Origin of the sequence: Rhizobium sp. C104, assembly GCF_022354505.1 — a bacterium.
Lineage (GTDB): Bacteria > Pseudomonadota > Alphaproteobacteria > Rhizobiales > Rhizobiaceae > Rhizobium > Rhizobium redzepovicii.
Genome location: NZ_CP092353.1, coordinates 1 through 23,973 on the forward strand (window position 1 = coordinate 1; position 23,973 = coordinate 23,973).

The window sequence follows — 23,973 nt, forward strand, 5'->3', positions numbered from 1 at the left end:
ATGTTCGCAGATTTTGGCCGTAGTCATTCTTGTAGAAATCATAGCTGCCGGCGTGGACAAAGGCCCAACCGAATTGTCGACCATCCTCGAAAGAACGCCGAAACGCTTATGGGATTTTGAATGAAACAAACACTGTCTGACTGGGTCCTAGCTCGCGCCCGAATTCTTCGTGCGGCCGAGATGGATTGGCCGCGAGGGGAGGGGGCCGTTCTCTGCTTTCAATGGCGCCGTCGAGGGTCATGGCCCGCGCGCCTCTACGGAACGTAATCGCCGCGGCTGAAGCCGCAGCATGTTCCGAGGGAGGGAGGGCGAGCAGGGGGAAGAAGCCGCCTCCGCGGTCGAGGATGTAGGCGCTGAGCCGAAACTGTGGAGCGATAGCGACTAGCGGTCCTGGCGCTGCAGATCCCCAAAGCCGGACCTGCAAGCTATGCCGTCGAATAGCGGCAAGAAGAAACACCCTGCCATCGGTTGCCGGATGAACCGTGCCCTCAGCGGCGAATGAGGCCAAACCGGTGGGCTTCGTCCAGCAGGACCCGCACCGAGGACGGTTGCCACTTCTTGCCGCCGCGGACAGGCCGTTCTCCCATCTGGTCCAGTTGCGCGGCGATGTCGCGCAGCGACAGATTGGGATCGGCAATGGCAATCGCTGCCACCAGCTTCATCAGGTAGTCTTCGGGAGCGCGGCGAGGGGACCGAGCAAGGAGTTCCTTCTCCGCCAGCTTTTCGCGGACCATGCGATGAACAGCGCGACGAAGGCGTTCGACGGTCCAGTCGTGGCCACGGCGATTGAGCACCCGCACGACATTGTCCCAACTGTGCTGCGGCCGGAGTTGCCGCACCATTGGCAGCCACGTCTGCGCCGATGCAATAAGTTCATCAAGATATAACTTATGCCGTGCTTGCGTGACTGCCTTGATCGCCTCCGGCCGTCGTTCTCGCAGACCCGGATTTCCAGGAAGCTTGCCGCGCGCCTTCGCCGCCTTAATGCCGGCTTTGGTGCGCTCGGCGATGAGCGCCCGCTCGAGCTGCGCGACCGCGCCGAGGACCTGAAGGGAAAACATGCCCTGTGGTGTGGACGTATCGATCGGATCGCGGATCGACCGGAAATGGACGCCGCGTTCTTCAAGGTCCTCGATCACCTGCAACAGATGGCTGACCGACCGAGCAAGGCGATCCAGCCGGACAACAACAAGCACGTCGCCGGCGGCGAGCTCGCCGAGCAGTCTCGTTAGGACGGGCCGTGCCCGTGAAGCACCTGATGCTTGCTCCTGAAAAATCCGCTCACAGCCGGCGGCGCGCAACTCGTCCATCTGCGCATCATGGACCTGATCATCAGTCGAGACGCGTGCATAGCCGATAAGCCGTTTGGGTGCTGACGATGGATTGGCGCCTGGCCGTTTTGCCATGGTTTTCTCACGGGTATTTCAGGTGCTTTGTACAGATAAGGAATGCGTGAGAAAATGATCAGTTGCAAGCGTGTTTTAAGCTCTGAATAGCGGGCCGCCAGACTCAAATCGTCGCCCAAGACGAGCGACGGGCCGTCCACATAGGCAAACGCGTGCCTGCGGGCTTCTGTGACGGAAATGCCGGAAAACCAATGGTTCCGAAGATAGTGGAACGACTAAGACCTCGCTCATGGGGTATTGAAGTCTGTTTCGGTATCGGCGCCAGATCACTTGGCCCGACGGCGCGGGTCGAATTCTGCTTGGGCGAGTCCGGTTAATCCGGCCGACATCGCCCTAGAAGGCCGAAAACCGGGCCTTTCCGGTCATCCAGGACGACCGACATCGCCGATTTGCGGTGTTATAGCAATCACGTCCGATAAGCATTACTTATCGGAAGTGAGGCGAACTCTAAACGACGCAAGCGATGACGGAAGTTAATGCCATCCTGGCTTCCAGGACAGAAAAGAACGGCATTAATTCATATGGTTAATGAAACGGAAACGGCGAAATATTGAGTAAGCGGGGGGTAAGCGGGGCTGATTTGGTGGCCATGCCAATACAATCAGCATGTCTGACGCAGAGCAGGGTGCTCGAAGGGCCGAGAGCGTTCAGGCGCGTGCTGCAACCATCGAGGCGAGGGGTGCAATAGGATGATCTTCGTCATTGATCCCCAGCCGATCGCCGAGATAGTGCCAGAACGACAGGCCGAGCTTTTGGCAGGTCTTCATCAGGCCGAGCATGCTGTCTCGCGCCTGCCGACCGTTGCGACTGACCGTGCCGCCGGAAATCTTTCGCTTGATGACAAATCCGCGCAGATCTCTTTCCGACGCATTGGTATGGAGCGGGGTTTCAGGCCGCTCGAGAACCCGCAGCAGTTCTGCCTTGCGGCGTCTCAGTCGAAACAGCAGTTTGTCGAGGTCGCCATAACCGGTGCGCAGCGAGAAAATCCGATCGAACCGGGCCTGAAGGCTCCGGGCTGCACGCGGATCAGGTCTTCGCTGATAGGCTTTCAGGGCCTTGTAAAAGCGCCAGATGAGATCCCGCAGGGTTTCGACATGCCGTACTTGGCCGGGTGTCGCCGGCATCAGTTTGTGCAGCAACCGTTCGGCGTGGAGCACAGCGCATGGGTGCCGACGCGGAACTGTCCGGCATCATCGGACACAATCACCGCATTGCCGACCAGACCATGATGGCGGATGGCGCCCCAGATGCCGGCCTCGGCAAACGGGCGGATTATTTCTTTGTCGAAGATGTCGACCCCATTGGCGGCCAGATACTCGAGAAACGGAACCTGATTGGCAAACCGCCGCGGTTGGCGTGTGTTCAACCGCGCCAGAAGGGCGGGGTCGACCTGACGGTCTTCCAGAAAGGTGAAGGCGGCATCGTTGAGAACATAGTCCTGATAGTTGCCGCGCAGCAGGGCCAGAAAGTTCAGCCGCGACTTCGACGGCGTAGTGCGGAAGGCGGTGAAATGTTCGCCTCCGATCTGTGTCGTATGGAAATTGCGGTTGGCATGACGGGCGCCAGTGTCGTCGACCGTGACAAAGGGAGCCGAGACCAAGCCCGCATGCAGCACGGCGGCATCCTCGGCATGAAAGCCGTCCAGCCGCTGCGTCAAAAACCGGATGACCTGGCGTTTGGAAATCTCGACACCGACATCGTTGAGCAAGGTCGTCAATCGCTGCGTTGTGACCTGCCCATGGCTATGAAGCATCAGGCAGAAGCGACGCAGACTGGCGCCGTAGCCGCCCCTTATCCCTGCTGGCAGCGGCGCAATGATCGTGCGTCCTTCCGGTGTCACCCAGCATTCGCGGCGATAGCGCACCACTTCGGCCCGCACGACCAGATCCCGGACCACGCAATCCTTGTAGCCTTTAAACCGCGATCCAGGTGGGGCTCTGGCAGGCAGTACCTCTTCGCGCGTGGCGCTCCCCGTGTCGCCCTTCGGCCCGCGACGCCGCGCCGGCTTTCGGCTGCCGGCCACCGCCTTGTCGCTCGTTGCCTGGTCCATACCCGAGGGCCTGAAGGGTGGGCGTGGCGGCAGGTTTTTAAGCCGCGCAATCTCGTCGCGCAGAAGCTGGTTGTCGACCTTCAGCCGCGTGTTCTCTACCCTGAGCAGGTCGTTGTCTTCTCGAAGCTTTCGGTTGTCAGCCTCAAGCTTCTCGATCCGGATTTCTGCCCGATCAGCCCGCTCCACCAGACCAGTCACCAACTCCCGCAGCGCCTTCAGCGACAGCGTGTCGGCATGCTCGGCCATGGGGAGGCGGCGCTTCGTCATAAAGGAAGTGAATCATGATTCACAAAAAACAGGAATCCCTTCTGCCACCAGATCTGCTCCAGTTACCGTCTGGGCGCTGACCCCAGAGGGCTGCGCCCAGATCTGCTCCAGTTACCGTCTGGGCGCTGACCCCAGAGGGCTGCGGATACTCCGCGGTCATGGCGGGGACATTACACCAGAGGTGGGTGGGCTCGGTGGCGCAGGAGTCGCTACCGGTCTACCGGCCGCCGCGCGACACGGCCGACCGGGGGACGGGAGAGGCCCAAGATTTCCGATCCCCCGCGGCGGAGTTAGCTGCGATCGACGCGGTACTCGCCCGTTCCAACACGGCTATTGCCGAGGCTCAGGCGCCCGGGCGTGGGCGGAAGGGGCAAGCTCGACGTCACGCCGCAGGCGGCGCGACGGATCCTGTAATTTCGGTCGTGTCCGCTATCGTGGGGCAAACGTCTGTCTGAAAACTAGTGGATCGGGAATGGAGCGCTCGTCGGCAGGAAACGACGTCTTCAGAGCAGCGTGCGGAACCTCGATCTGAAAAGTCTACCCCGCACGTTCGCGCATAGGCTTGTTTGCAATCAGGCCCGCCCTGGCGCGTAGAGTGCTGAATGTTGTCTCGCCATATTCACCTAACCTATTGGCGTTAAGCGGCCTTCTATTCGACATCACATCTCCTCCAAGGCGCCACCTCGATCGGTTCCGTCAGCCTTCCGAGAGGTGATCCATCGGAGATCACTGTGCATGGGCGCCTGGCACCTGATCCAAAAGGAATGGTTATGGCGGCAAAACCACTGGGCTGGAGATGTCAAATCACCTGCTGCCCTTGCTGTCAGCGCCCGCAAGCCGAAAATGTCCTCGGCGGTCCTTATCGCCTTCCTCGACCGTCCCGCCCCAGGTTAGTCGCCGCAAGACCCTCAGAACATCCCACGGGATCTCATCGATATCGATGGCGATATCAGAGCCGCTGCGATAGGTCGCTTCATCCAATGCGGCAATGACCTTGGCTTCGAGGCGACCGTCGTAGGACGGTTCTTCATTGCCGTATTCGAAGCGCCCGCACCATACGATATGATCACGCCAGACGATGAAATGGCTGCGGCAGCCGTCCTCGCGCCATACCGACGGATAAAGCGAGCAACGCTCGCCCCGGACCGTCAGAGACCATGCCTTTCCCGCTCGAGGATCAAGGTTGATGACCAGGGTGTCACCGCACCCGTCTGGGCATCTTATCAACAGCGAACGGGGGCGGGTGCGGATGACGGCGGCGGTATCGCCGGGCAGTTCGAGCAAGGCTTCGGTATCATCACGATATTCGCCTCTTCCGCGCCAGCGGATCTTGCGTGCTGGCGACGTCATGGTGCGCCCCCGCAAAGATCGGCGACAAGACGGGCGGCGATCCGGTAGCCCCTTGCGCGGCGCCCGCGGTCGGCATCGGGACCATCCGCCCATTGGCAGCGCCGCAGGAGCTGCACGGCGACGGCGGTCTGGTATTCGCCGGGGCAGGTCTGAATGGCGATCCCCATCGTGCGGATCTGGCGGACAACCGCTTCGATCCAGGCAAAGCGTGTTGCCGGGCGAGCAGGCCCGGGGGATGGCGAAAGGCCGTTGGTGCATAAAGTCGTTCGATCACCGTGGTCCATTCCGGATCGTCATAACGGTGCTGGTCGACGTCGGGTGGCAACTCGAATGCCAGCCAGGCTTCGAGTGCGGCAAGATCGGCGGTCAAAGGCCCGAGCGTTACCGAAGCCAGATCGATCAGGATGGCACTAGATCCGCGCACCCGCACATTGTCGCCATGCAGGTCACCATGAATCGGGGCCCGTCGATAGGTCTGCTCAAGTGATGCAAGAGCGGTCCACAACGTCTCAGGTGTTTCAAAGATCCCGGCCTCGGCGGCACGCTCGACATAACAGGGATCAATCCGATCCGGGTTCCACACGCCAATGTTCCTGAGGGCAACCGCGACAGCGCCTCTGACCGGATCGCTCGCATAACCCTGGTCGCGCCAGCCACCCAACGTTTCATCCAAGAGGGCGGTGATGGCTGATCCTGCGACATTGCGCCGGGCAAGCGTCCAGAGCGATTCCGAGCGGTCAACGAAACTGCCGACGAGAAGACTGCGCTGGCTGCCGTGGATCAGTTCATCGATATTGGGACGCAGTCCGAACGGGATGAAGCGCTCCGCGAAATTCCGATAATTGTCGTGTTCCTGTGCGATCTTGTCGCGTCGGTCGAGCTTTGCGAATGCCGGTTGCGGCCACGCACCGATGTTGGAACGGTCGACGATCATATGGACGGCAAAGACGCGAGCCGCAGAGCGCCCGCCACCCAGTTCGACAAGCGCGATCCTGCTGCAGTGAGGAAAGGCCCGTTTGAACAGGATCTTGTCGGCTTCGCGTAGTGGCTCGCGGTCATCGGACGTGTTGATGTCGAGGTCCAGGCGCGGCACCTTGCCCGCATCGTATCGGGCAATCACCTCGGCGATGGCGGGCGCTTGAGGCGCGGTATGCAGGCCGACGGAAGGTAGGCCGGCAAGCGTTCCCAGACGATCCTGGATACGGCCCGTCGCGGCATCGTCGGGCGCAATCACATCGACGCGCAGACCGTGATCCACAAGCTGCAGGGCGTCGCGTCCGACCGCCTTGATGAGCTCGTCTTCCTGTCGCCCATTGACGTTCACGACGACACTACGTGCGAAGCCGGCATTCGGGAACAGCGATGTCGGATCACATCGTTCTATGATGCAACGGCGATTGGCAAACTCGCGCATCATCAGTGCGCCGGGCGCTTCACCGATCCACAGCACGTTGCGGCGTTCGTCAAACATGGTGTGCTCCTGCGGGGCGGACGGGCAGCGGCCAGCTTGGGCCATGGCCGAGCGCGCCGGATGGTGAACAGACGATGCAGCCGCAGCGCTGGGCGGCAGCCGTTGGCCTCACCGTGCCGCGCACGCCGTCATAATATTGGAAGCGGCTTTGCGCGGGCATGGCCGTGACGGCTCCGAGGAACATCGTGACCGCAAGCGAGGCGACCGTCGAATTGATGGAAACGACCGCGGGCTGGGGAACATGTGCGCCGAGCACATAGGGATCGGCTGCGCGTTGGGCCGGGGTGAGCATCTCACGGCGGATCTGTTCGCCGTTCAAGGCACCGGTGCAGGTCAGGCACGGCAGACCGGGCGCCAGCATTTGTACCCGGCCGGTCATGTGCGAGACCAGACCGTCGGCAACCGTCACACTGACGCCGACATCGATGGCCGGCACGAGATACTGGTAGGCGGCCTGGCCGACGACGGCGCGGCTGGCATGCGAATCCGTGCACAGGAAGATGAAATCGAAGCCGCCGATCAGGCCTGCGACCGGGCCGTCGACGATATCGCCGACAATGCCCTGCACAGCCGCCTTCGGATTGACGGCAAGCATGGCCCGGCGGGCGACATCGACCTTCGGCGTGCCGATATCTGCTGCCGTCGCCCCGATCAGCCGATTGAGGTTGGTCGCCTCGACGCTGTCGGGATCGACGATCGTCACGTTTTCGGCTCCGAGATAGGCGAGACTGCTGCACCGTCGCCGATCCGGTGCCGCCGGCGCCGACAACCAGGATTTTCAGCCTTGCGATCATCTGCTGGCCGTCCCGGCCGAAGGCGCGGATCTGCCGATCGTGGCGCAGATCGCCCTCCTGGAAGCCTGCCGCCGCGTCGCTCAGCAGCGTCAGCCCGGTTCCGACCTCCCAGACGTCAACGGGCGTCCGCAGGCCGAGACGACGGGCGCTCAGCCCTTGCGGTCCGATCACCATTGCCAATGGACTTGCCTGCGGGGCACGCCGGTCGAAAAAGGCCTTCATCTCCTTTTCGCCGGCATCGTCGATCGACGAAAAGACAGGCCTCCCGGCGGCGTGCGGATGCGTATGGATCATGACGGGGCTGAGGCGCTCGATGCCCGCTCGATTGGCAATGTCGACCAGGACGGCGGGGTGGAGGCAGACCGAGGTCGGGCCCCGGCTCACATAGGCCGACTGGTCGACCGGCGAGGCTTCGGCAAGCACCCAGCTTTTGGTAATCTGGTCGAAATGGGCGTAGCCGATTGCGCAGGCCTCGGCGCCGGTTGCCGCCAGCAGATCGTCGGCCAGGCTCCTGCAGGTCCCTTGCAGCGTACGTAGTCCGCTCATTGGATCCTCCGTAGCCGGTCGATGATGGTGTTCATCCAGCCCGACAGCGTGTCGCGGTTTGCGTCCCATGGCGTTGTCAGATGCCATGAAAACCACAGCCCGCTTTCGCTGGTTTCCGGGATCGCATTGTCCGAGGCCGCATTCTGCGGCAGGTTGCCCGAGGAAAGCCTGAGGCTATTGTCACCCCAGAAGCAGTCCAGGGCGGCGTAAGGGTAGGCCACCGGAACCAGAAAACGGATCGTGGTCTGCCTTGCCGACCATCCTTCGGGCAGCAGGACGGCCGGCACGCTCACGAGCGTCGTTCCGCTCGGCAAGAGGCGTTTTTCGGCGGCTGAAAAGCGCGCCCGGAGTTCGTCAAATTGACGTTCGAGGATCGTGCTCATCAGCCAAAATTCGCCTTCGGGACAGAGGAGAAGCGGCGCGCAGGCGTCACATCGAGATCGACGATCTCGTCGTCTGCGATGATGCGGTCCGGATCGTCGCCATGGCCTTCCAGCATAAGATCGTGTTCGGGGTTCCAGCCCGAAACGCGTGCCTTGATCTGCAGACCGGTCAGTTGCGGCTGGTCGGTTTCGTACTTCTGGCCATTGACGAAGAAGTGATAGGTCTTCGGACGCGGCGCGGTGATGAAGCGCTCGACGCCGTCGCGCGTGAGGTCGATGGCTTCGCCTTGCTTGATCAGGCGGTCGGTGCCGCCGCGAACCTCGAGAAAAACCGCCTCATTGTCCGACGCACCGCTGAACAGGCGCAGCGCCGCCTCGTCGATCGTTTCGAGACCCCATTTGATTTCCCGGTTATTGGCAAAGAGGCGGAAGATACGGTCACCGGTAAAGGCGATGAAGCGTTCGGTGCTCTTGGCGCGCAGGTCGAAGGTTTCGTCGAGACGGACATCCTCGAAGTCACCGGTTTGAAGAATGGCATAGAGGCTATAGGCCTCGGGCGGCGCAAGCTTGCCGGCGCCCAGAAGCTGGCGGCCCAGTGGCACGGGGTCGGAAAGCGCGATCGGCTTGAAGACGATACCGTCGACGGCGAGTTCGGCGGGATGGCCCTTGTTGGTACTGTTATCTTGCATCGGAATTGATCCTCATGATTGTCACCGCGGTCTGCTGTGACGTGCACTGGATCAATCCCTGCGAGGAACGATAACCGGAAAGGTCAGGCGAAATTTTTTTCGAATGTTCCGCCCGGCACGGTTCCGCACATAAAAAACGCCGGGCATTTCGGACAGGTGCGCGGCGATGCCTTGGTCGGAAATTGGCCGGACAGTATGGCGGCGATATTGGCCTCGAGCTTGCGCCGCCGCGTGTCGAGCGGCCCATCCTGCAGGCTGAGCCGTTCGTGGCCTGCGTCGGAAAGAAACAAGATTTCGGCGCTGCAGCCAGGTGCCTGATCGTTGACGGCAAGGAGCGTCGCCATGACGGCAGCGCCTTCCATCGCCGTCGTGCGCCTGTGGCCCGTCTGGACCTGCCGCAATGCCCGCATGACGCCGGCGGCATCCGTCTGCGCATAGTCGATCTCGATTTCGATCGTTGCCCCGGCGAGCGTAAAGGACAGGCGGTCCGGCGGGGCGACGGGCCTGCCGTCGTTCATGGCGACGAAATTCCGGACGAGTTCGCCGGCAAGGCGGCGATAGGCCGGCGCGGCCGGCAATGCAGCAAGAGGCGAGGCCGACCAGAGACGTTCGACGATCTCATCCGGACCGGCCGCCTCCGCCGCGATGGTGCCGGTGGCGATCAGCTCGCGGACCGCCTGCCGGACGATCTCGTGCATGTCCTCATAGGCGGTCGTGGTACGCCGGCCGCCGAGTTTGAGGATATGGGTATAAAAGAAACGGCGCGCACAGCGCTCGTAGAGGGCAAGCTCGCTCTGCCGGAAGAGGGGCTGTCCGCGATAGATTATCGCGATCGACGGGTTGTCGGGCGGCAGATCGAAGCTGGACGGCGTAACGCCGAGCCGAGACAGGCCGGATCCGAGCCGGGCGATGAAGGGTGAGGGCTGCCGCTCGGACTTTTTCGTGCGGCCGGGCGCGTAGACGAGGAGCCGATCGCGCGCCCGCGACAGGGCGACATAAAACAGACACTGCTGCTCCTGCATATGCTCGCGATCATTGAAACGTTCGCCGTCAAGGTCCGATCCTTCGATCATGCCGTCGGGCGGCGGACAGGCTGGCGCGGCGGCGTTGCGCGGCAAGGTACCCTTCGCCATGCCGGGGATGTGCACGACGCGAAACTCAAGGCCCTTGCTGGCATGCATGGTCATCAACCGCATCGCGTCGATGCCGCCTGCCGCCTGCGGAATATGTCTCAGGTCCCGGTCGTCGGAGAGGCGTACAAGCCGGCGGATCCTCTCGAGCAGGGCGGAAATGGCTCCGGTGCGGCCTGCGGGCTGGGTCCGCACGAAATTCATTAACTGCCAAAGGGCGATCCCTTTTGCGCGCGCCTGCATGTTGCCGGCGCCGGCAATCTGTGCCGCCATACGGCTGCGGTCGAGCAACAATTGCGCGAGGGTATCCCAGGGCGGAGAATTGGCGTCGAAGCCGGCAAGCAAGGAGGAATAGGCGGCAACGGCCGCCGCGGCTGGCTCGCTGAGGCCGGCAGGCGGGTGTTTTATCCAATCGAGTGGTCTGGCCGTGTCGTTATTGAGCGCTTCATTGAAACGACCAAGATCGCCAAGCGGTATCGTCAGCCCCGGTGTGGCGACCGCGCGCGCAAGCGCCATGGCGCGCCGGTCGATCAACAGCGAAAGCCATGCCAAAAGATCCTTCACCTCCGGCCGCTCAAACAGACTGCCAAGATAGAGGACGGGAATGCCCCTGGCCTCGAGGCCGGCGCCGATCTTGGCGAGCCGGTCGTTGCCGCTGCACAAGAGCGCCTGGTCGCGGAAGGCATGACCGGCATTGCGCATTTCCAGGATGCCGTCGGCGAGAGCGTCGATTTCCCTTTCGGTGTCGCCGTCGACGGAGCGGAATTCGACCGGATTGCCGCTGGCCCTGCGGTTCGATTTCAGTGCCATGGGCGTGGCCCCTTCGATCTGCATGCCAGCCGCGAAGGCTTGGTAGCTGTCGACGATCTCGCCCACAGAGCGATAGTTCACCTCCAGCTGATCGCGACTGCCGCCCTTGAAATCCTGCGTCTCGAAACGGGAAAGGTTGAAGGATGATGCGCCCCGGAAGCGATAGATCGACTGACGGACATCGCCGACGCACCACAGGTTGCGACCACCCGGGCTCAATTGCTGCAGGAGCCTCACGCTTGCCCGGTTCACATCCTGATATTCGTCGACAAGGATATGGCCGATATCGGCGGCGACGGCGCGCGCGATCTCGGGGCGCGTCTCAAGCAAATGCGTCGGCAAGGCGACGAGATCGCCAAAATCGACGCAGTCGAGCGACCTCTTCAGGTCGCTGTAGCTCTCATAGACGCGCGCGACTTCGCGGGCCCGGTCCGCCCGTCCGCCCGACGCGCCGTCCGAAGCGGCCAACTTGTCGACGAGAGCGGCATAATCTGGCGCAAGCACGACCTCATCCTGCGCCCGGGAGATCGCAGACAGGAGATCGCGCAGCTTGTCAGTCGGATCGGAGAGATCCCGGTAGTGGGCAAGATCGAGACCGGCGACCCTGTCGAGCATAAGATCGATGGCTTCGGTGCGATCGAGCAGCCGTGGTTCGCGAGCAAATCCGAGCTCCCTATGATAGCTGCGCACCAGATTGAGGCCATAGGCGTGGAAGGTGCCGATCCACATGGCCGCTGCCGCTTGCGGCGCACGCTTTGCAATACGCTCCGACAATTCGCCGGCCGCTTTGTTGGAATAGGTCAGGACGACCATGGTACGCGGGTCGACCGCATCCTTGTCGATGAGGTCGCAGATGCGGCCGACGAGGGTCTTCGTCTTGCCCGTACCCGGGCCCGCCTCGAGCAGAAAGGCACCACCGCGATGGGCTGCGGCGCGCGCCTGACGATCGTTCAGCGGCAACGTGTCGCAGGCGTCCTGTCTGAGCTCGACCGACGGCAAGAGTAGCGCGTCCAGCAATTGCTGGGCAACCGCGCCAAAGGGCGCGCCCAGCTTCGCCGCTATGGCGTTCGCGCTCATGCCCGCCAGGTGTTGCTCACGCAGGAATGCGCGCGGCATCAGCAGCTCGCGCGAAAAGAGGTCCATCTGCACCTCGCGACGCGACTTGCGGCTATAATCGGCGACGCGCTCTTCGCCATCGGGGGCCGCCTCGACCGAACGAGCCGGATCTGGGTCGCGCGCCTGGTCGGGCAATCGCGCGTCACCGAGGGTGGCATGGCCGATTTCGTGGCCGATCAGGAAGGCGTTCATGAACGCATTGCCGGTGTCTTCATGCAGAATGCTATGGCTGTGCGGGTCGTAGCTCGCACGTGCTTGGGCCAGAAGCGCGCCGCCCGGCTTCAAACCGGTTATGTCGACGATGCCGCAGCGATCGGCGGCCGCTTCCACCAGCGCCAGCGGGTCCCAGGGATCTATGCCTTGTTCAACCAGACGGGCGTGGATCCTTGCGGCCTCCTGACGGCCGAGTTCGACCGTATCCATCCTAGTCCTCGTCGAGAAGAAGTTCTGCAACGTGTTCCGGGGAGACATTCGCCTCCTCCAGCACTGCCTTGAAACTCAGCTTGTCGCTTGCCGCCCCAGGCTTGCCGTCCGACTTATACTGGACCCCGCGCGACAGGCTCGGAGGAGCGGAAAGATAGTCCGCAAGTTCCTGGATGCCGACATTCAGCCCGGCGGCGAACTTTTCCAGGAAGGACAACGGCACGCTCCCGAGCGTTATCAATCGATCGCGAAAGGCGTTGATGACGGGGCCAGGAACGCCGAGGCTCTCGCGGAGCGCGGCATAGGCCGAACGATCAAGGCCCGCAAAGGGACTGGTCCGGGACGGGCCGGTAGGGGTGAGGTTGGCAATCCATCGATCGGTGGCCGCGTCGATGGGAGTGTCCTGTTCAACGCTCTGCAACAAGAGCAGTTCATGGGCGAGCGCGACGAAGTCGTGCGTATTCTGCGGATAGCGCTGACAGTAGCGGCCGAGCGAGACGGGATCCTTGCGGAAATCGACGGCGAAGCTTGTCAGCAATGTCTCAGGGGTCGGCTGATCTTTGCTCATTTGTCCTCTCCGAGGCCGAGCGCCTGTCGCAATGCCGCAATAGCCCGCTTGCGGCGATTGTGCACGGTGCGCGGATCGCAGTGCAAGAGGCCGCTGATTGAAGCAATATCGGGATCGCTCGACTGGCTCGGGATATTTGCAAGCGTCATGGTGATGACCTCCTTTTGTTCCTGTGGCAAAGCATCAATCGCCGCCAACAGCCGAGGCCGGAAAATAGGATCTGAAAGAATTGCATCATCCGCATCATTTGCATGCGCGCCGGTCGTCTGGGCCGACGCGACGAGAGCCCCGCTGTCGTCATCGACTTCGATCGGGGTCTCGCGTTCGGCGCGAACGGAGACACGCCTGCGTGCGCTCAGGCGAAGCTTCGCGACCGCCTCGTCGAAATGGACCTCGTAGAAATCGAGACGGTCGCCGCCACTGCGGTCAAGGCTGACGAGAAGGCGAATACGGTCGAGTGCCGCATCGTTGATGTCTTTCGTGGCCGCATCGACCAGAACCTTGCCGTCGACCGTGCGTTCGGCACGCGGCAAGGCGCGGGCGATGCGCCGGAGAAAAGCACAAACAACCGGTTGAACCTTGCGTCATTATTGTCCGACCGCGTCGCCCGCATCCTGTAGACCAGCGATTCCGAGCGTATATAGCCGGGGTTCGAGCGGTCGGAAATTTCGCAACGCGTAATAAGCTCGTCGAACCCAAGCGTTTCAAGTCCGGCAAGCTCGGTCTCGACCTCGGTCATTCTCGTATATTTGCTGAGCGGCGGAATGGTCCGCGGGTTCATTTTGTCGGCTCCGCGTCAAAATTCGATTCGAATCACATTTCGAGAATCCAACATCTTTAAGTTGATGTCGAGCGGGGCACCGGACCAAAAATGGGCATGGCCTTCTGAAGGCGAGTCTCGTGGTCGATGAGCCGGACTATAACTCGGCCCCATGCTTTCAAAGAAAACGTCTCAAAAGTTCATTTGTCTCCAAGACTGGTCTTCTTAAAGTTGAAAAACACGGCTAGTCTTTTCCGCCAAGGGGGAGACAGCAATGCAGGATTTTGAGAATTATGGTAGTGAAAGCAAAGAAGCCGATAGATCCAACAATCCTGCCGTTGTTGTCGACGTTGCGGCCAGCTTCACCTACGCATCTTACCAAAATGCGATTCCGGTCATCCGCTCGATCCTGATTGAGAATAATACTGATAGGCACATTGAAAACTGCCGCCTCGATCTGACGTCTTCGCCTTCGTTTCTAAGGCCGAAATCATGGATAGTTGATCGCCTGATGCCGGGCGATCGGCTTCCGCTGGTCGATCGAAAAGTCGAATTCGACGCCGCCTATCTCTCCGGCCTAAATGAGGCAGAGCGCGGTGAGATCACGCTACGTCTATCCAGGGGTGGAGAGATTCTGGACGAACGGCGCCTTCCCGTCAGACTGCTTGCGCGAGACGAATGGGGAGGCGTTGCCGATATGGTGCAACTGCTGCCAGCCTTCGTCATGCCGAACGATCCGGGAGTTGCCCAAATCCTGCGAACGGCAGCAGAAAGGCTTGCTGCACACGGTCAGCCGGGAGGATTGGACGGTTACCAGTCACAGAATCCCCAGCGAGCCTACATGCTCGCCGCAGCTATCTATTCAGCCGTTGCCGGGATGGGGCTGCACTACGCAGAGCCGCCGGCAAGTTTTGAAAGTCGCGGCCAGAAGATTCGGCGTCCCAGCACAATTGCCGAGGAGCGGCTGGCGACCTGCCTTGATACTACCCTTCTTTTTGCCGCTGGACTGGAAGCCGCCGGATTGCATCCGGTCGTCTTGATGTTCGATGGGCATGCGGCAGTTGGTGTATGGCTGTCTAAGAGAACCTTCGCCCATGCGATCGAGACAGATCATATGGAGGTCCGAAAGGCCCTTGCATCGCGCGAGTTGATAGTGTTTGAAACGACTGGCGTGACGCATCGTCCCGCCATGACCTTGGAAAGTGCACAGCGGGCCCTGGACAGCCGTCTCGGAGAAGGCGAAGCTCACGCATTCGTCGCGGCGATCGATGTCAGGCGATCGAGAAGCGGCGGGGTCATGCCACTCGCCTCACATGAGCCGATCCGGCGCAATGTCCTCGATGACGAAATGTCACCCGTCGCGGATCTGCGCCTTCCCTCAGCCCTCAGTTTTGGCGAGTTACCGGCTGATATCATTGAGATAAAACCGCCCACCGCCGCCGGCCGTATCGACCGATGGCAGAAGAAGCTGCTCGATCTCACCCTTCGCAACCGGCTCCTCAACTTTCCCGAATCGAAGAAGACGATTCCGTTTCTTTGTACTGACGTTGCCTATCTCGAAGACCGACTCGCGAATGGCGCTGCAGTACGGATCATTTCATTGCCCGAACAGAACCCACTCGGCGAACGGGACGCGGCGCTCTATCGTGACGTGCACGGCCGCGATCTTCAGCGCAATTTTGCTGCCGAAGCTCTGCTGAGAGACGAACTTCCGTCGCCACTGGATACTCAACAGCTCGATGCTCGGTTGATCGACCTGTACAGGCAGGTCCGTAATGATTTTGCCGAGGGCGGAGCAAACACCCTCTTTCTTGCCGTCGGCTTCCTGCGGTGGAAGAAGAAACCGGAGGATGAGCGCAGCTATCGAGCGCCGCTTTTGTTGGTTCCGGTAAAGCTTGAGCGCCGCAGTGCCAGTTCGCGCTTTACGATCCGCTTTCATGAGGATGAGCCGCGCTTCAATGCTACTCTCTTGCAATTCCTGGAGCGGGATTTCGACCTGACGCTTCCCCAGTTCGGCGGCGATCTGCCGCTCGATGACAATGGGGTGGATGTACCACGTCTTCTGGCGATGATGCGGCAGGCGGTCCGTGACGTGCCTGGTATGGAGGTTGTGGACGAGACAGCATTGTCGACCTTCTCCTTCGCGAAATTCCTCATGTGGAAGGATCTCGTGGAACGTACCGAGGCGCTTCGCGAGAACAGAGTGGTCCGCCATCTGATCGATACGCCGGAGGACGCCTTCCAAGAAGGCGGCGGGCAATCGGCGTTCCGGGACGAGCGTGAGCTCGATCTTGCTTACGCGCCAGCGGACATCATTTGCCTTCTTCCGTCAGATTCATCCCAGACAGCGGCAAGCCTGGCGGCCGCTGAGGGCCGAGATTTCGTCATTGTCGGTCCTCCCGGTACGGGCAAGAGCCAGACTATCGCAAACATGATCGCGAACTGCCTCGCGGTGGGAAAAACGGTCCTGTTCGTCGCTGAAAAAACGGCTGCGCTGGACGTTGTCTACCGTCGGTTACGCGCGCACGGCCTCGGAGACCACTGCATCGAATTGCACTCGCACAAAGCTGATCGCCGACATTTCCTTGGACAGCTCAAGGCAGCCTGGGAGCATGGCGGTCGGACAGATGCGTCGGAGTGGGTCGCGATCAACGAGCGACTTCGATTGCGCCGCGACGAGCTCAATGCCTACGTCGAGGCTTTGCACAATCGTTATCCAAACGGATGGACGCCTTATCTGGCATTGGGCGTCGCTCTCAAGGCTGTGGACGCTCCGGCACCAGGCTTGTCATGGTTGGAACGAGACGCTCATGATGCGCAGACGTTACGCGAGCTTGAAGACCTTGCGGGCGAACTCGGTCTGGTCTTCGCATCGGTCGAGCGGCAGCCAGCACTGGACCTTGTTAAGGTTGGCGAATGGACTTCCGCCTGGCAGGATGGGTTGTTAGCGTCCGCACAATCGCTGCAGAATGCGATCGATCTGTTGGCCAGCTCAATCGACGGCTATCTCGCGAGCATGGGCCTGAAGCCGCGGGAACGGTCGTCACAAGCCGAACTCCAAGCATTGGAAAGTCTAGCGCGAGCACTGCAGAAATGCCGAGGTCGCGACATCACGATCGTATTCGATCGGGACTTCGCGCGATGTGCCGAGGCGCTGGAAAGTCTTCGAAATTCTATCGAGGCCTATCGCGAAGCAGAGCGCGGACTCGCAGCATCTTATGGAGCCTCCGCCATTCGAGACCTTGATCCGGACGTGCTGGATCGCCAATGGCGAGAGGCGAACGCTTCGTTTTGGCCAAACGCGATGCTTGCCAAGCGCAAGATTCAAAAGCTGCTGCAAAGCTATGCCGATAAAGGTACCGCGGAACCGGAGCGGGACCTCCCACTAATGCGCCGCATGAAGGATTGCCTGGCGGCGATCGACCAGAATCTGTTGAACGGAAAACCCTTGCCGGTACACGGCCTGGGTACAGATGTCGGAGTGGTTGCCCAAACTCTGGAACTGGCGCGAGAGTTTCGTGCCACCATGCCGCTTCCGGGACGTGATCAGGAGGAGATACGGTCGGCGGTCCGCATCATCGCGCCATGTCTCCACGCAGTGGTTGAAAACGATGGCGTCCGGCAAGCGGGAGACAGGCTTCTTGCCGCAGTCGAAGGCTTTAAGGAAGCGCGACAGCGCTTCAGCACGATTGCGGGGTGGGATCGCTCTGTTGAGAAAGACGTGGTCGACCTTGCGACGCTTAGGGAGAAGCTTGATGCTCTCATCGGTGCACGACATCTGCTTCGCGATTGGTCCGCCTGGTGCCGGATCAGAAGCCGCGCAATGCACGCGAACCTGTCCTCTCTGGTCGAACAGATTGAGAATGGGGTGATCCGGCTCGATGAAGCGCGAGCTGCGTTTCGCCTCGGTTACGCGAGGTGGTGGCTTCCGAAGGTTCTGGACGCAGACCATGTTCTGCGAAGTTTCCGCCGTTTCCAGCACGAAAACGCAATCCGTGAATTTCGTGAAATCGATGATCTCGTTCGATCACACGCTACCTCACGTGTCGTCAGTGTGATTGCCCACGGATTGCCGCCCGTTCAGAGCGTTCCACGGAATTCGGAACTCGGCCTCTTGCGCTACCAGATGGAGTTGCAACGGCCGAGCCAGTCGATACGAGACATGATCGGCAAGATGCCGCAGAACTTTTCAAAGCTTGCGCCCTGCATGCTCATGTCGCCGCTCTCCATTGCTCAGTATCTCCCGCCAAACCAGGCGTTGTTTGACGTTGTGATCTTCGATGAGGCGTCGCAGATAACAACCTGGGACGCTGTTGGCGCCATCGCGCGGGCTCGCCAGACTATTATTGTCGGGGATCCGAAGCAGTTGCCGCCGACGAACTTCTTCGGGCGCAACGAGGAAGAGGAGGAAGTCGCCGATCATGAGAAGGATCTGGAGAGCATTCTTGACGAGGCGAAGGCCGCTGGTATTCCGGTCCGCGATTTACGATGGCACTACCGCAGTCGAAGCGAGTCTCTGATCGCTTTCTCAAACCATCACTACTACCAGAACCGTCTGGTAACGTTTCCGTCGCCTGCCGTTGAAGACCGCGCGGTACATCTGCGCAAGGTACCTAACGGCATTTACGACCGTGGGAAGAGCAGAACCAACCGGATCGAAGCAGAGGCAGTCGCAAAAGAAGCCGTTTCCCGAATGAAGGCGTGGCTGAAATTGTCTGAAAAAGATCGCCCGACGCTTGGGATAATCACCTTCAACGCGCAGCAGCAGTCGCTGATCCTCGATCTCCTCGATTCCGCGCGCCGAGCCGATCCGGAGCTCGAGTGGTTCTTTGTCGAGGAACGGGTCGAGCCCACGATCGTCAAGAACCTGGAGAACGTGCAGGGCGACGAGCGAGACGTCATCCTGTTTTCGATCACGTTCTGGAAGGACGCCGCTGGCAAGCTCACGATGGATTTCGGCGCGCTCAACCGGGACGGTGGCGAGCGCCGCCTCAATGTTGCTGTCACACGTGCGCGGCAGGAACTCATCGTCTTCTCCGGTTTCACGGCTGACCAGATCGACCCGACCCGCACAAAGGCACTCGCCGTACAACATCTGAAGACATTCCTCGACTATGCCGACCGTGGCGCGATCGCCCTGCCGGCCCAGGATATCGGTTCTGTCGGCGGTTTCGACTCCCCCTTCGAGGAGGCCGTCGCTGCGCAATTGGAGCGCCACGGCTGGCGGGTCGTGCCGCAGGTTGGGATTTCCGGATTTCGGATCGATTTCGGTATCCGCCATCCCGATTTGGCTGGTAGCTATCTGGCGGGCGTGGAGTGCGATGGCGCCACCTACCACGGATCGGCCACCGCCAGAGACCGCGACAAGGTCCGTGAACAGGTGTTGAGAGGTCTTGGCTGGAACATATTGCGAGTCTGGTCGACCGATTGGTGGTTCGATGCGGCAGGCTGCGCCGAGCGACTCCATGCCAGCCTCGAAGCCCTCCTGGAGGAGAGCAGGGCGCGCCGTGCTACGGAAACGGAGGACACCGCGACCCGTTGGAACATGGGGCACGAGGTGGAGGGGATTGACGAAATTCATGACGACGAAGCTGCCCCTCCTGTCGAGCAGGCTATTTTGCCTCCAGCGATCGTCGAGACCGAACTCGTCTCTGCGGAGACGCCGCCCTCTTCAAGCATGTTGGGATCGGTGGGAACACAACCACCTGCCGCTTCGGTCGGCGACGAAGCATCGGATGGACAGCGATATCGTGTCACCGATCTGTCCAGCTTCCGAGCTGATCCCGATCAGTTCTTCGAATTCGGCTATAGAGATACCCTGCGAGGTATGATCGAAGCGGTCATCGAAACCGAAAGCCCGGTACGCACAGACATACTAGCCCAGCGCATTTCGCGGGCGCACGGCTGGTTGCGTACCGGTGGACGAATCCGAGAGAGGATCGACCTTCATCTTCGCGGTCTCCAAACGACCAAGGAATCGAGCGGCGAGTTCGTCTGGAAGGTGGGAACCGTTTCCGAAATTGTTGCATACCGGAAGCCAGCCAGCGAGGATGCGCGCAGATCGATTGCCGATATCCCGCTTGCGGAACTTGCTTTTGTAGTACTCGATAATCCCGACTTACTAGACCAATTAGATCCGGCCCGAGATCTGGCTCGGCTGCTTGGTGTCGAGCGCCTTGCCGCTGTTTCCCGCTCACGGCTTGACGAAGCGATTGCGAGAGCGCAGCAGCATATTTCAACCACCCATTCATTCGAGTAGCCATGTTCCGATTTATCCATTCAAGCGACCTCCATCTTGGCAAGCGCTTCGGCAATTTCTCGGGCGACTTGCCCAGTCGATTGCGCGAGGCAAGACACGCAGTCATCGCGCGGCTCGCTCAGCACGCCCGCGAACAAGGCGCCACCACTATCCTGCTCGCGGGCGACACATTCGACACCGAAACGCCTGCGCCGGATGTGCGAAGACAGGCTCTCACGGAGATGCAGAACCACGCCCCGATCCGATGGGTAATTCTGCCCGGCAACCACGATTCGCTACAGGCAACGCAGCTTTGGACGACGCTGATTGCAGAAGTGCCGGAAAATGTCGTGCTCGCGGTCGAGCCTCGGCCGGTCGAATTGGCGAGGGACGTTTTTCTATTGCCTGCCCCTTGCACCACACGCCGTCCTGGCCGGGATTTGACTGAATGGATGGATGGCGAAGCAACGCCAGAGGGGACGCTTCGCGTCGGGCTTGCCCATGGCGCAATTCAGAGTTTCTCCGAGGAGGCAATCGCCTCGGATGTTATTGCGGTGGACCGGGCACGGCGAGCCGGACTTGACTATCTTGCGCTTGGCGATTGGCACGGCGCGGTCGAGATCGATCAGCGAACCCATTACAGCGGTACCCCTGAACCCGACCGTTTCAAACACCAACGTCCAGGCACCGCGTTGCTTGTTAGCATTGCCGGCCCCTCCGCCCAGCCCGAGGTAACGCCGCTACCGATGGAGAGCTTTACATGGCGCAGGCTGGATCTTCACCTTCTCGAAGGCGACGAACCCGTCTCGGCCTTAGAAGCGCTCCTGCCGGATTCCAGGCATCGAAGGATGACCCTCGCCCGCGTGGCGGCGACAGGTCGCAGTCGTCTGGCGGCACGAGCAGCGTTGGCGGGTGCGGCCGAGAGACTTTTGCCGGATTTCGCATTCCTCGAGTTGGATGACATGGGTATTGTCACGGAGTACGAGGTCGAAGACCTTGACCACATAGATCGCGGAGGCGCACTTCGCGAGGCCGCGAATGCGTTGCGTGCCGAGGGGGACGACGAGAGTTCGCGCATCGTCTGAACGTGAGATCGCACGGGCGGCGCTGGTGCGCCTTTATTCTTACGCACAGGCGATCACACCATGAAGATCTCGGCACTACGCTTGTTCAATGTGAAGCGGTTTGCCGGTCGTGGTGTTGCCATTGACGGTATTGGCGATGGCGTGAACGTCCTTTGCGCTGCCAACGAGTTTGGCAAGTCGACCAGCTTTGAAGCGCTGCACGCACTCTTTTTCCAACCACATTCTGGTACTCCCGCCGATGTTCAGAGATTGCGGCCCTACAGTGGTGGCAATCCACTGCTCGAAGCCGACTGTTGGTTTCCACGCGGAACTGAGCCGGTTTTTCCACCGAGAAGTGAGCCACCTCTGAGTATGGTTTTCTGATCAGGGTTTGGTCAAGGGATTGGTTTTTTCTCCTTTCCTCTGTGCTGCGGCAGCCGAGCTGGCTTTGAATCGGAAGCTGTCGTTGCCGGTTTCCAGGATATGACAACGATGGGTCAGGCGGTCGAGCAGAGCGGTCGTCATCTTGGCGTCCCCAAAGACGGTGGCCCACTCGCTGAAGCTGAGGTTGGTGGTAATGATGACGCTGGTGCGTTCATAAAGCTTGCTCAGCAGATGGAAGAGCAGCGCTCCGCCTGAGGCACTGAACGGAAGGTATCCGAGTTCATCGAGGATCAGCAGATCGAGGCGAACCAGCGTCTCAGCGATCTGGCCCGCCTTGCCTTTGGCCTTCTCCTGCTCGAGCGCATTGACCAATTCTATGGTCGAGAAGAAGCGAACTTTTCGGCGATGATGCTCAATCGCCTGGACTGCGAGGGCGGTCGCGACATGTGTTTTTCCTGTGCCCGGTCCGCCGACAAGCACAATATTATGCGCTCCGTCCATGAACTCGCATCGGTGCAACTGGCGCACCGTCGCTTCGTTGATCTCGCTGGCGGCGAAGTCGAACCCGGAGATGTCCTTGTAGGCTGGGAAGCGAGCAGCCTTCATGTGATAGGCGATGGAACGGACCTCGCGCTCGGCCATCTCGGCCTTCAGCAACTGGGACAGGATCGGCACGGCCGCATCGAAAGCCGGGGCTCCTTGCTCGATCAGGTCAGTGACAGCCTGGGCCATGCCATACATCTTCAGGCTACGCAGCATGATGACGACTGCGGCGCTGGCAGGATCATGACGCATGGCGACCTCCGATCCGGACGCGCAGACCATCGTAGCGCTCGACATTGGCCTTGGGTTCGTGAAGCAAGGTCAACGCGTGTGGCGTATCGATATCGGGGCCATCGGTCGTCTTGCCGTCGATCAGCCGATGCAGCAGGTTCAGCACATGCGTCTTCGTCGCTACGCCCGCATCCAGAGCCAGTTCCACAGCCCTGACGACGACCTGTTCGTCGTGATGAAGAACGAGAGCAAGGATATCGACCATCTCACGATCACCGCCAGGGCGGCGAAGCATCTGGTCCTGCAGCCGTCGAAAGGCCAACGGCAATTCCAGGAAGGGCGCACCATTGCGCAGGGCACCAGGTTTGCGTTGGATGACCGCAAGGTAATGCCGCCAGTCGTAAATCGTTCGCGGCGGTTTGTCGTGACTCCTCTCAATAACCCGCGCATGCTCGCATAGGATATTGCCCTCGGCCGCAACGACCAGCCGCTCCGGATAAATCCGCAGGCTGACGGGCCGGTTAGCAAACGACGCGGGCACGCTGTAGCGGTTCCGCTCGAAGGTAATCAGGCAAGTCGGCGAGACGCGCTTGCTCTGTTCGACAAAGCCATCGAAAGCGGCAGGTAATGCCATCAGAGCAGCCTGCTCGGCGACCCAGATGTCCGCAATCGTGCCGGGCAAAGTGCCGTGCTGGGTCTCGCGCCACAGGTCTTGGCAATGCTGTTCCAGCCATGCGTTCAACGCCAATAAATCCGGGAAGTCCGGCATCTGTTGCCACAGCCGCGGTCGGGCATCCTGGACGTTTTTCTCGACCTGACCCTTCTCCCAACCCGCGGCGGGATTGCAGAACTCAGGCGCAAAGACGTAGTGGTTCGTCATTGCCAGGAAACGGATATTGACCTGTCGCTCCTTGCCGCGGCCAACACGGTCGACTGCAGTCTTCATGTTATCGTAGATGCCGCGACTAGGCACACCGCCGAACACGCGGAAGCCGTGCCAATGAGCGTCAAAGAGCATCTCGTGGGTTTGCAGCAGGTAGGCCCTGATCAGAAAAGCTCGGCTGTGCGATAGCTTGATGTGGGCGACCTGAAGCTTCGTGCGTTCGCCGCCGATCACGGCATAGTCCTCACTCCAATCAAATTGGAATGCCTCGCCAGCGCGGAAAGACAGCGGAACGAATATGCCGCGGCCCGATATCTGCTGCTCAATCCGCCACTCACGGGCGAAGGCGGCGACCCGGCCGTAGGACCCGGTAAAGCCCAGAGCCATCAGATCGGCATGAAGTTGCTTCAGCGTTCGGCGCTGCTTGCGTGACCTCCCGGCCTCGGTCTTCAGCCAGCCAGCGAGTTTGTCGGCGAACGGATCAAGCTTGCTTGGTCGTTCCGGTACCGTGAACTTCGGCTCGATCGTGCCGGCGCTCAAATACTTCGCGATCGTATTGCGCGACAATCCGGTTCGTCGGCTGATCTCGCGGATCGACTGCTTCTCCCGAAGCGCCATCCGACGGATGATATTTAAAAGTCCCATGTGGATCACTCCGTTGCCCCCGTCGCTCACCGCGTTGGGGGAAGGTTCACATGGCTCAATTCTCAATGGAAATTATGCGCCTAACCGGCTCAGTTCTGCGTGGAAACCAACACCCACATCGCCGGCACCGCCAGAGCTTTCGAGACTAGAGCTTGTTGCCATGCTGTTCACGGTCTGGGCCAAGAGGATCGCATAATGGATCGTCGGGAACACCAATTCACC

General features: G+C 60.7%; 16 protein-coding genes and 2 pseudogenes. 5 read left to right on the top strand and 13 right to left on the bottom strand.

The genetic code is table 11. From position 1 onward, the window contains the following. Window positions 1-488: 488 nt before the first annotated feature. The 6 genes from MF410_RS32095 to MF410_RS32120 all read right to left on the bottom strand — a co-directional run bounded on the left by MF410_RS32095 (window position 489) and on the right by MF410_RS32120 (window position 7,313). On the bottom strand, window positions 489-1,406 hold the full coding sequence (locus MF410_RS32095; RefSeq protein WP_096772351.1) for a recombinase family protein: 918 nt from the start codon (window positions 1,404-1,406) through the stop codon (window positions 489-491). A gap of 647 nt (window positions 1,407-2,053) precedes the next feature. Further along, window positions 2,054-2,530, bottom strand: coding sequence for a transposase (locus tag MF410_RS32100; protein WP_239621097.1), 477 nt, complete (start codon window positions 2,528-2,530; stop codon window positions 2,054-2,056). Beyond that, entirely contained in the window at window positions 2,530-3,723 is a 1,194-nt protein-coding gene (locus MF410_RS32105; protein WP_239621100.1) for a transposase, read from the bottom strand. The genes MF410_RS32100 and MF410_RS32105 overlap by 1 nt, the downstream gene beginning before the upstream one ends. A gap of 804 nt (window positions 3,724-4,527) precedes the next feature. Beyond that, complete coding sequence (locus MF410_RS32110; RefSeq protein ID WP_141399551.1) at window positions 4,528-5,007, bottom strand: DUF6527 family protein; 480 nt, start codon at window positions 5,005-5,007, stop codon at window positions 4,528-4,530. Window positions 5,008-5,020: 13 nt separating this feature from the next. Then, window positions 5,021-6,544 (bottom strand): phosphotransferase, encoded by a 1,524-nt coding sequence (locus MF410_RS32115; RefSeq protein ID WP_239621103.1) that lies wholly within the window; start codon window positions 6,542-6,544, stop codon window positions 5,021-5,023. Further along, complete coding sequence (locus MF410_RS32120; RefSeq protein WP_275593052.1) at window positions 6,537-7,313, bottom strand: ThiF family adenylyltransferase; 777 nt, start codon at window positions 7,311-7,313, stop codon at window positions 6,537-6,539. Before MF410_RS32120 ends, MF410_RS32115 begins: the two co-directional genes overlap by 8 nt. Window positions 7,314-7,377: 64 nt before the next feature. On the opposite strand from MF410_RS32120, the gene MF410_RS32125 reads away from it, so the two are divergent. Continuing rightward, window positions 7,378-7,875 carry a hypothetical protein gene (locus MF410_RS32125; protein ID WP_239621109.1) on the top strand — a complete coding sequence of 166 codons (498 nt, stop codon included), beginning with the start codon at window positions 7,378-7,380 and terminating at the stop codon, window positions 7,873-7,875. Between the two features lie 5 nt (window positions 7,876-7,880). On the opposite strand, the gene MF410_RS32130 is transcribed toward MF410_RS32125, so the two are convergent. The 5 genes from MF410_RS32130 to MF410_RS32150 all read right to left on the bottom strand — a co-directional run bounded on the left by MF410_RS32130 (window position 7,881) and on the right by MF410_RS32150 (window position 13,152). Beyond that, window positions 7,881-8,267: an E2/UBC family protein gene (locus tag MF410_RS32130; RefSeq protein ID WP_141399549.1), complete on the bottom strand. Its 387-nt coding sequence runs from the start codon at window positions 8,265-8,267 to the stop codon at window positions 7,881-7,883. Beyond that, window positions 8,267-8,956, bottom strand: a complete 690-nt coding sequence (locus tag MF410_RS32135; RefSeq protein WP_096771494.1) for a multiubiquitin domain-containing protein — start codon at window positions 8,954-8,956, stop codon at window positions 8,267-8,269. Before MF410_RS32135 ends, MF410_RS32130 begins: the two co-directional genes overlap by 1 nt. Before the next feature lie 83 nt (window positions 8,957-9,039). Then, complete coding sequence (locus MF410_RS32140) at window positions 9,040-12,435, bottom strand: ATP-dependent helicase (RefSeq protein WP_096771493.1); 3,396 nt, start codon at window positions 12,433-12,435, stop codon at window positions 9,040-9,042. Window position 12,436: 1 nt separating this feature from the next. After that, on the bottom strand, window positions 12,437-13,003 hold the full coding sequence (locus MF410_RS32145; RefSeq protein WP_096771492.1) for a hypothetical protein: 567 nt from the start codon (window positions 13,001-13,003) through the stop codon (window positions 12,437-12,439). Further along, the gene (locus MF410_RS32150) at window positions 13,000-13,152 is read right to left on the bottom strand and encodes a hypothetical protein (RefSeq protein ID WP_239621111.1); all 153 of its coding nucleotides are present in this window, start codon (window positions 13,150-13,152) and stop codon (window positions 13,000-13,002) included. Before MF410_RS32150 ends, MF410_RS32145 begins: the two co-directional genes overlap by 4 nt. Before the next feature lie 102 nt (window positions 13,153-13,254). On the opposite strand from MF410_RS32150, the gene MF410_RS32155 reads away from it, so the two are divergent. The 4 genes and pseudogenes from MF410_RS32155 to MF410_RS32170 form a co-directional block, all read left to right on the top strand. Then, window positions 13,255-13,623: a hypothetical protein gene (locus MF410_RS32155; protein ID WP_239621112.1), complete on the top strand. Its 369-nt coding sequence runs from the start codon at window positions 13,255-13,257 to the stop codon at window positions 13,621-13,623. Between the two features lie 414 nt (window positions 13,624-14,037). Next, window positions 14,038-20,022 carry a DUF3320 domain-containing protein gene (locus tag MF410_RS32160; RefSeq protein ID WP_239621113.1) on the top strand — a complete coding sequence of 1,995 codons (5,985 nt, stop codon included), beginning with the start codon at window positions 14,038-14,040 and terminating at the stop codon, window positions 20,020-20,022. A gap of 2 nt (window positions 20,023-20,024) precedes the next feature. Continuing rightward, a pseudogene (locus tag MF410_RS32165) lies at window positions 20,025-21,150 on the top strand (DNA repair exonuclease). After that, window positions 21,147-21,377 (top strand): annotated as a pseudogene (locus MF410_RS32170) (AAA family ATPase); the annotation flags it as partial. The pseudogenes MF410_RS32165 and MF410_RS32170, both read left to right, overlap by 4 nt. Window positions 21,378-21,449: 72 nt before the next feature. Here the strand turns inward: MF410_RS32170 and istB are convergent. Further along, a complete protein-coding gene (gene istB / locus MF410_RS32175; protein WP_054186382.1) occupies window positions 21,450-22,244 on the bottom strand; it encodes an IS21-like element helper ATPase IstB in 795 nt (264 codons plus the stop codon). Next, window positions 22,234-23,751, bottom strand: coding sequence for an IS21 family transposase (istA, locus tag MF410_RS32180; protein WP_128715576.1), 1,518 nt, complete (start codon window positions 23,749-23,751; stop codon window positions 22,234-22,236). The genes istB and istA overlap by 11 nt, the downstream gene beginning before the upstream one ends. Window positions 23,752-23,973 lie beyond the last annotated feature (222 nt).

Excerpts from the sequence above, each read along its gene's own strand:
- MF410_RS32095 (WP_096772351.1), bottom strand. The coding sequence starts at position 1,406 with ATGGCAAAACGGCCAGGCGCCAATCCATCGTCAGCACCCAAACGGCTT.
- MF410_RS32100 (WP_239621097.1), bottom strand. The coding sequence starts at position 2,530 with ATGCCGGCGACACCCGGCCAAGTACGGCATGTCGAAACCCTGCGGGAT.
- MF410_RS32105 (WP_239621100.1), bottom strand. The coding sequence starts at position 3,723 with ATGACGAAGCGCCGCCTCCCCATGGCCGAGCATGCCGACACGCTGTCG.
- MF410_RS32115 (WP_239621103.1), bottom strand. The coding sequence starts at position 6,544 with ATGTTTGACGAACGCCGCAACGTGCTGTGGATCGGTGAAGCGCCCGGC.
- MF410_RS32130 (WP_141399549.1), bottom strand. The coding sequence starts at position 8,267 with ATGAGCACGATCCTCGAACGTCAATTTGACGAACTCCGGGCGCGCTTT.
- MF410_RS32135 (WP_096771494.1), bottom strand. The coding sequence starts at position 8,956 with ATGCAAGATAACAGTACCAACAAGGGCCATCCCGCCGAACTCGCCGTC.
- MF410_RS32140 (WP_096771493.1), bottom strand. The coding sequence starts at position 12,435 with ATGGATACGGTCGAACTCGGCCGTCAGGAGGCCGCAAGGATCCACGCC.
- MF410_RS32145 (WP_096771492.1), bottom strand. The coding sequence starts at position 13,003 with ATGAGCAAAGATCAGCCGACCCCTGAGACATTGCTGACAAGCTTCGCC.
- MF410_RS32150 (WP_239621111.1), bottom strand. The coding sequence starts at position 13,152 with ATGACGCTTGCAAATATCCCGAGCCAGTCGAGCGATCCCGATATTGCT.
- MF410_RS32155 (WP_239621112.1), top strand. The coding sequence starts at position 13,255 with ATGCGCGCCGGTCGTCTGGGCCGACGCGACGAGAGCCCCGCTGTCGTC.
- MF410_RS32160 (WP_239621113.1), top strand. The coding sequence starts at position 14,038 with ATGCAGGATTTTGAGAATTATGGTAGTGAAAGCAAAGAAGCCGATAGA.
- istB (WP_054186382.1), bottom strand. The coding sequence starts at position 22,244 with ATGCGTCATGATCCTGCCAGCGCCGCAGTCGTCATCATGCTGCGTAGC.
- istA (WP_128715576.1), bottom strand. The coding sequence starts at position 23,751 with ATGGGACTTTTAAATATCATCCGTCGGATGGCGCTTCGGGAGAAGCAG.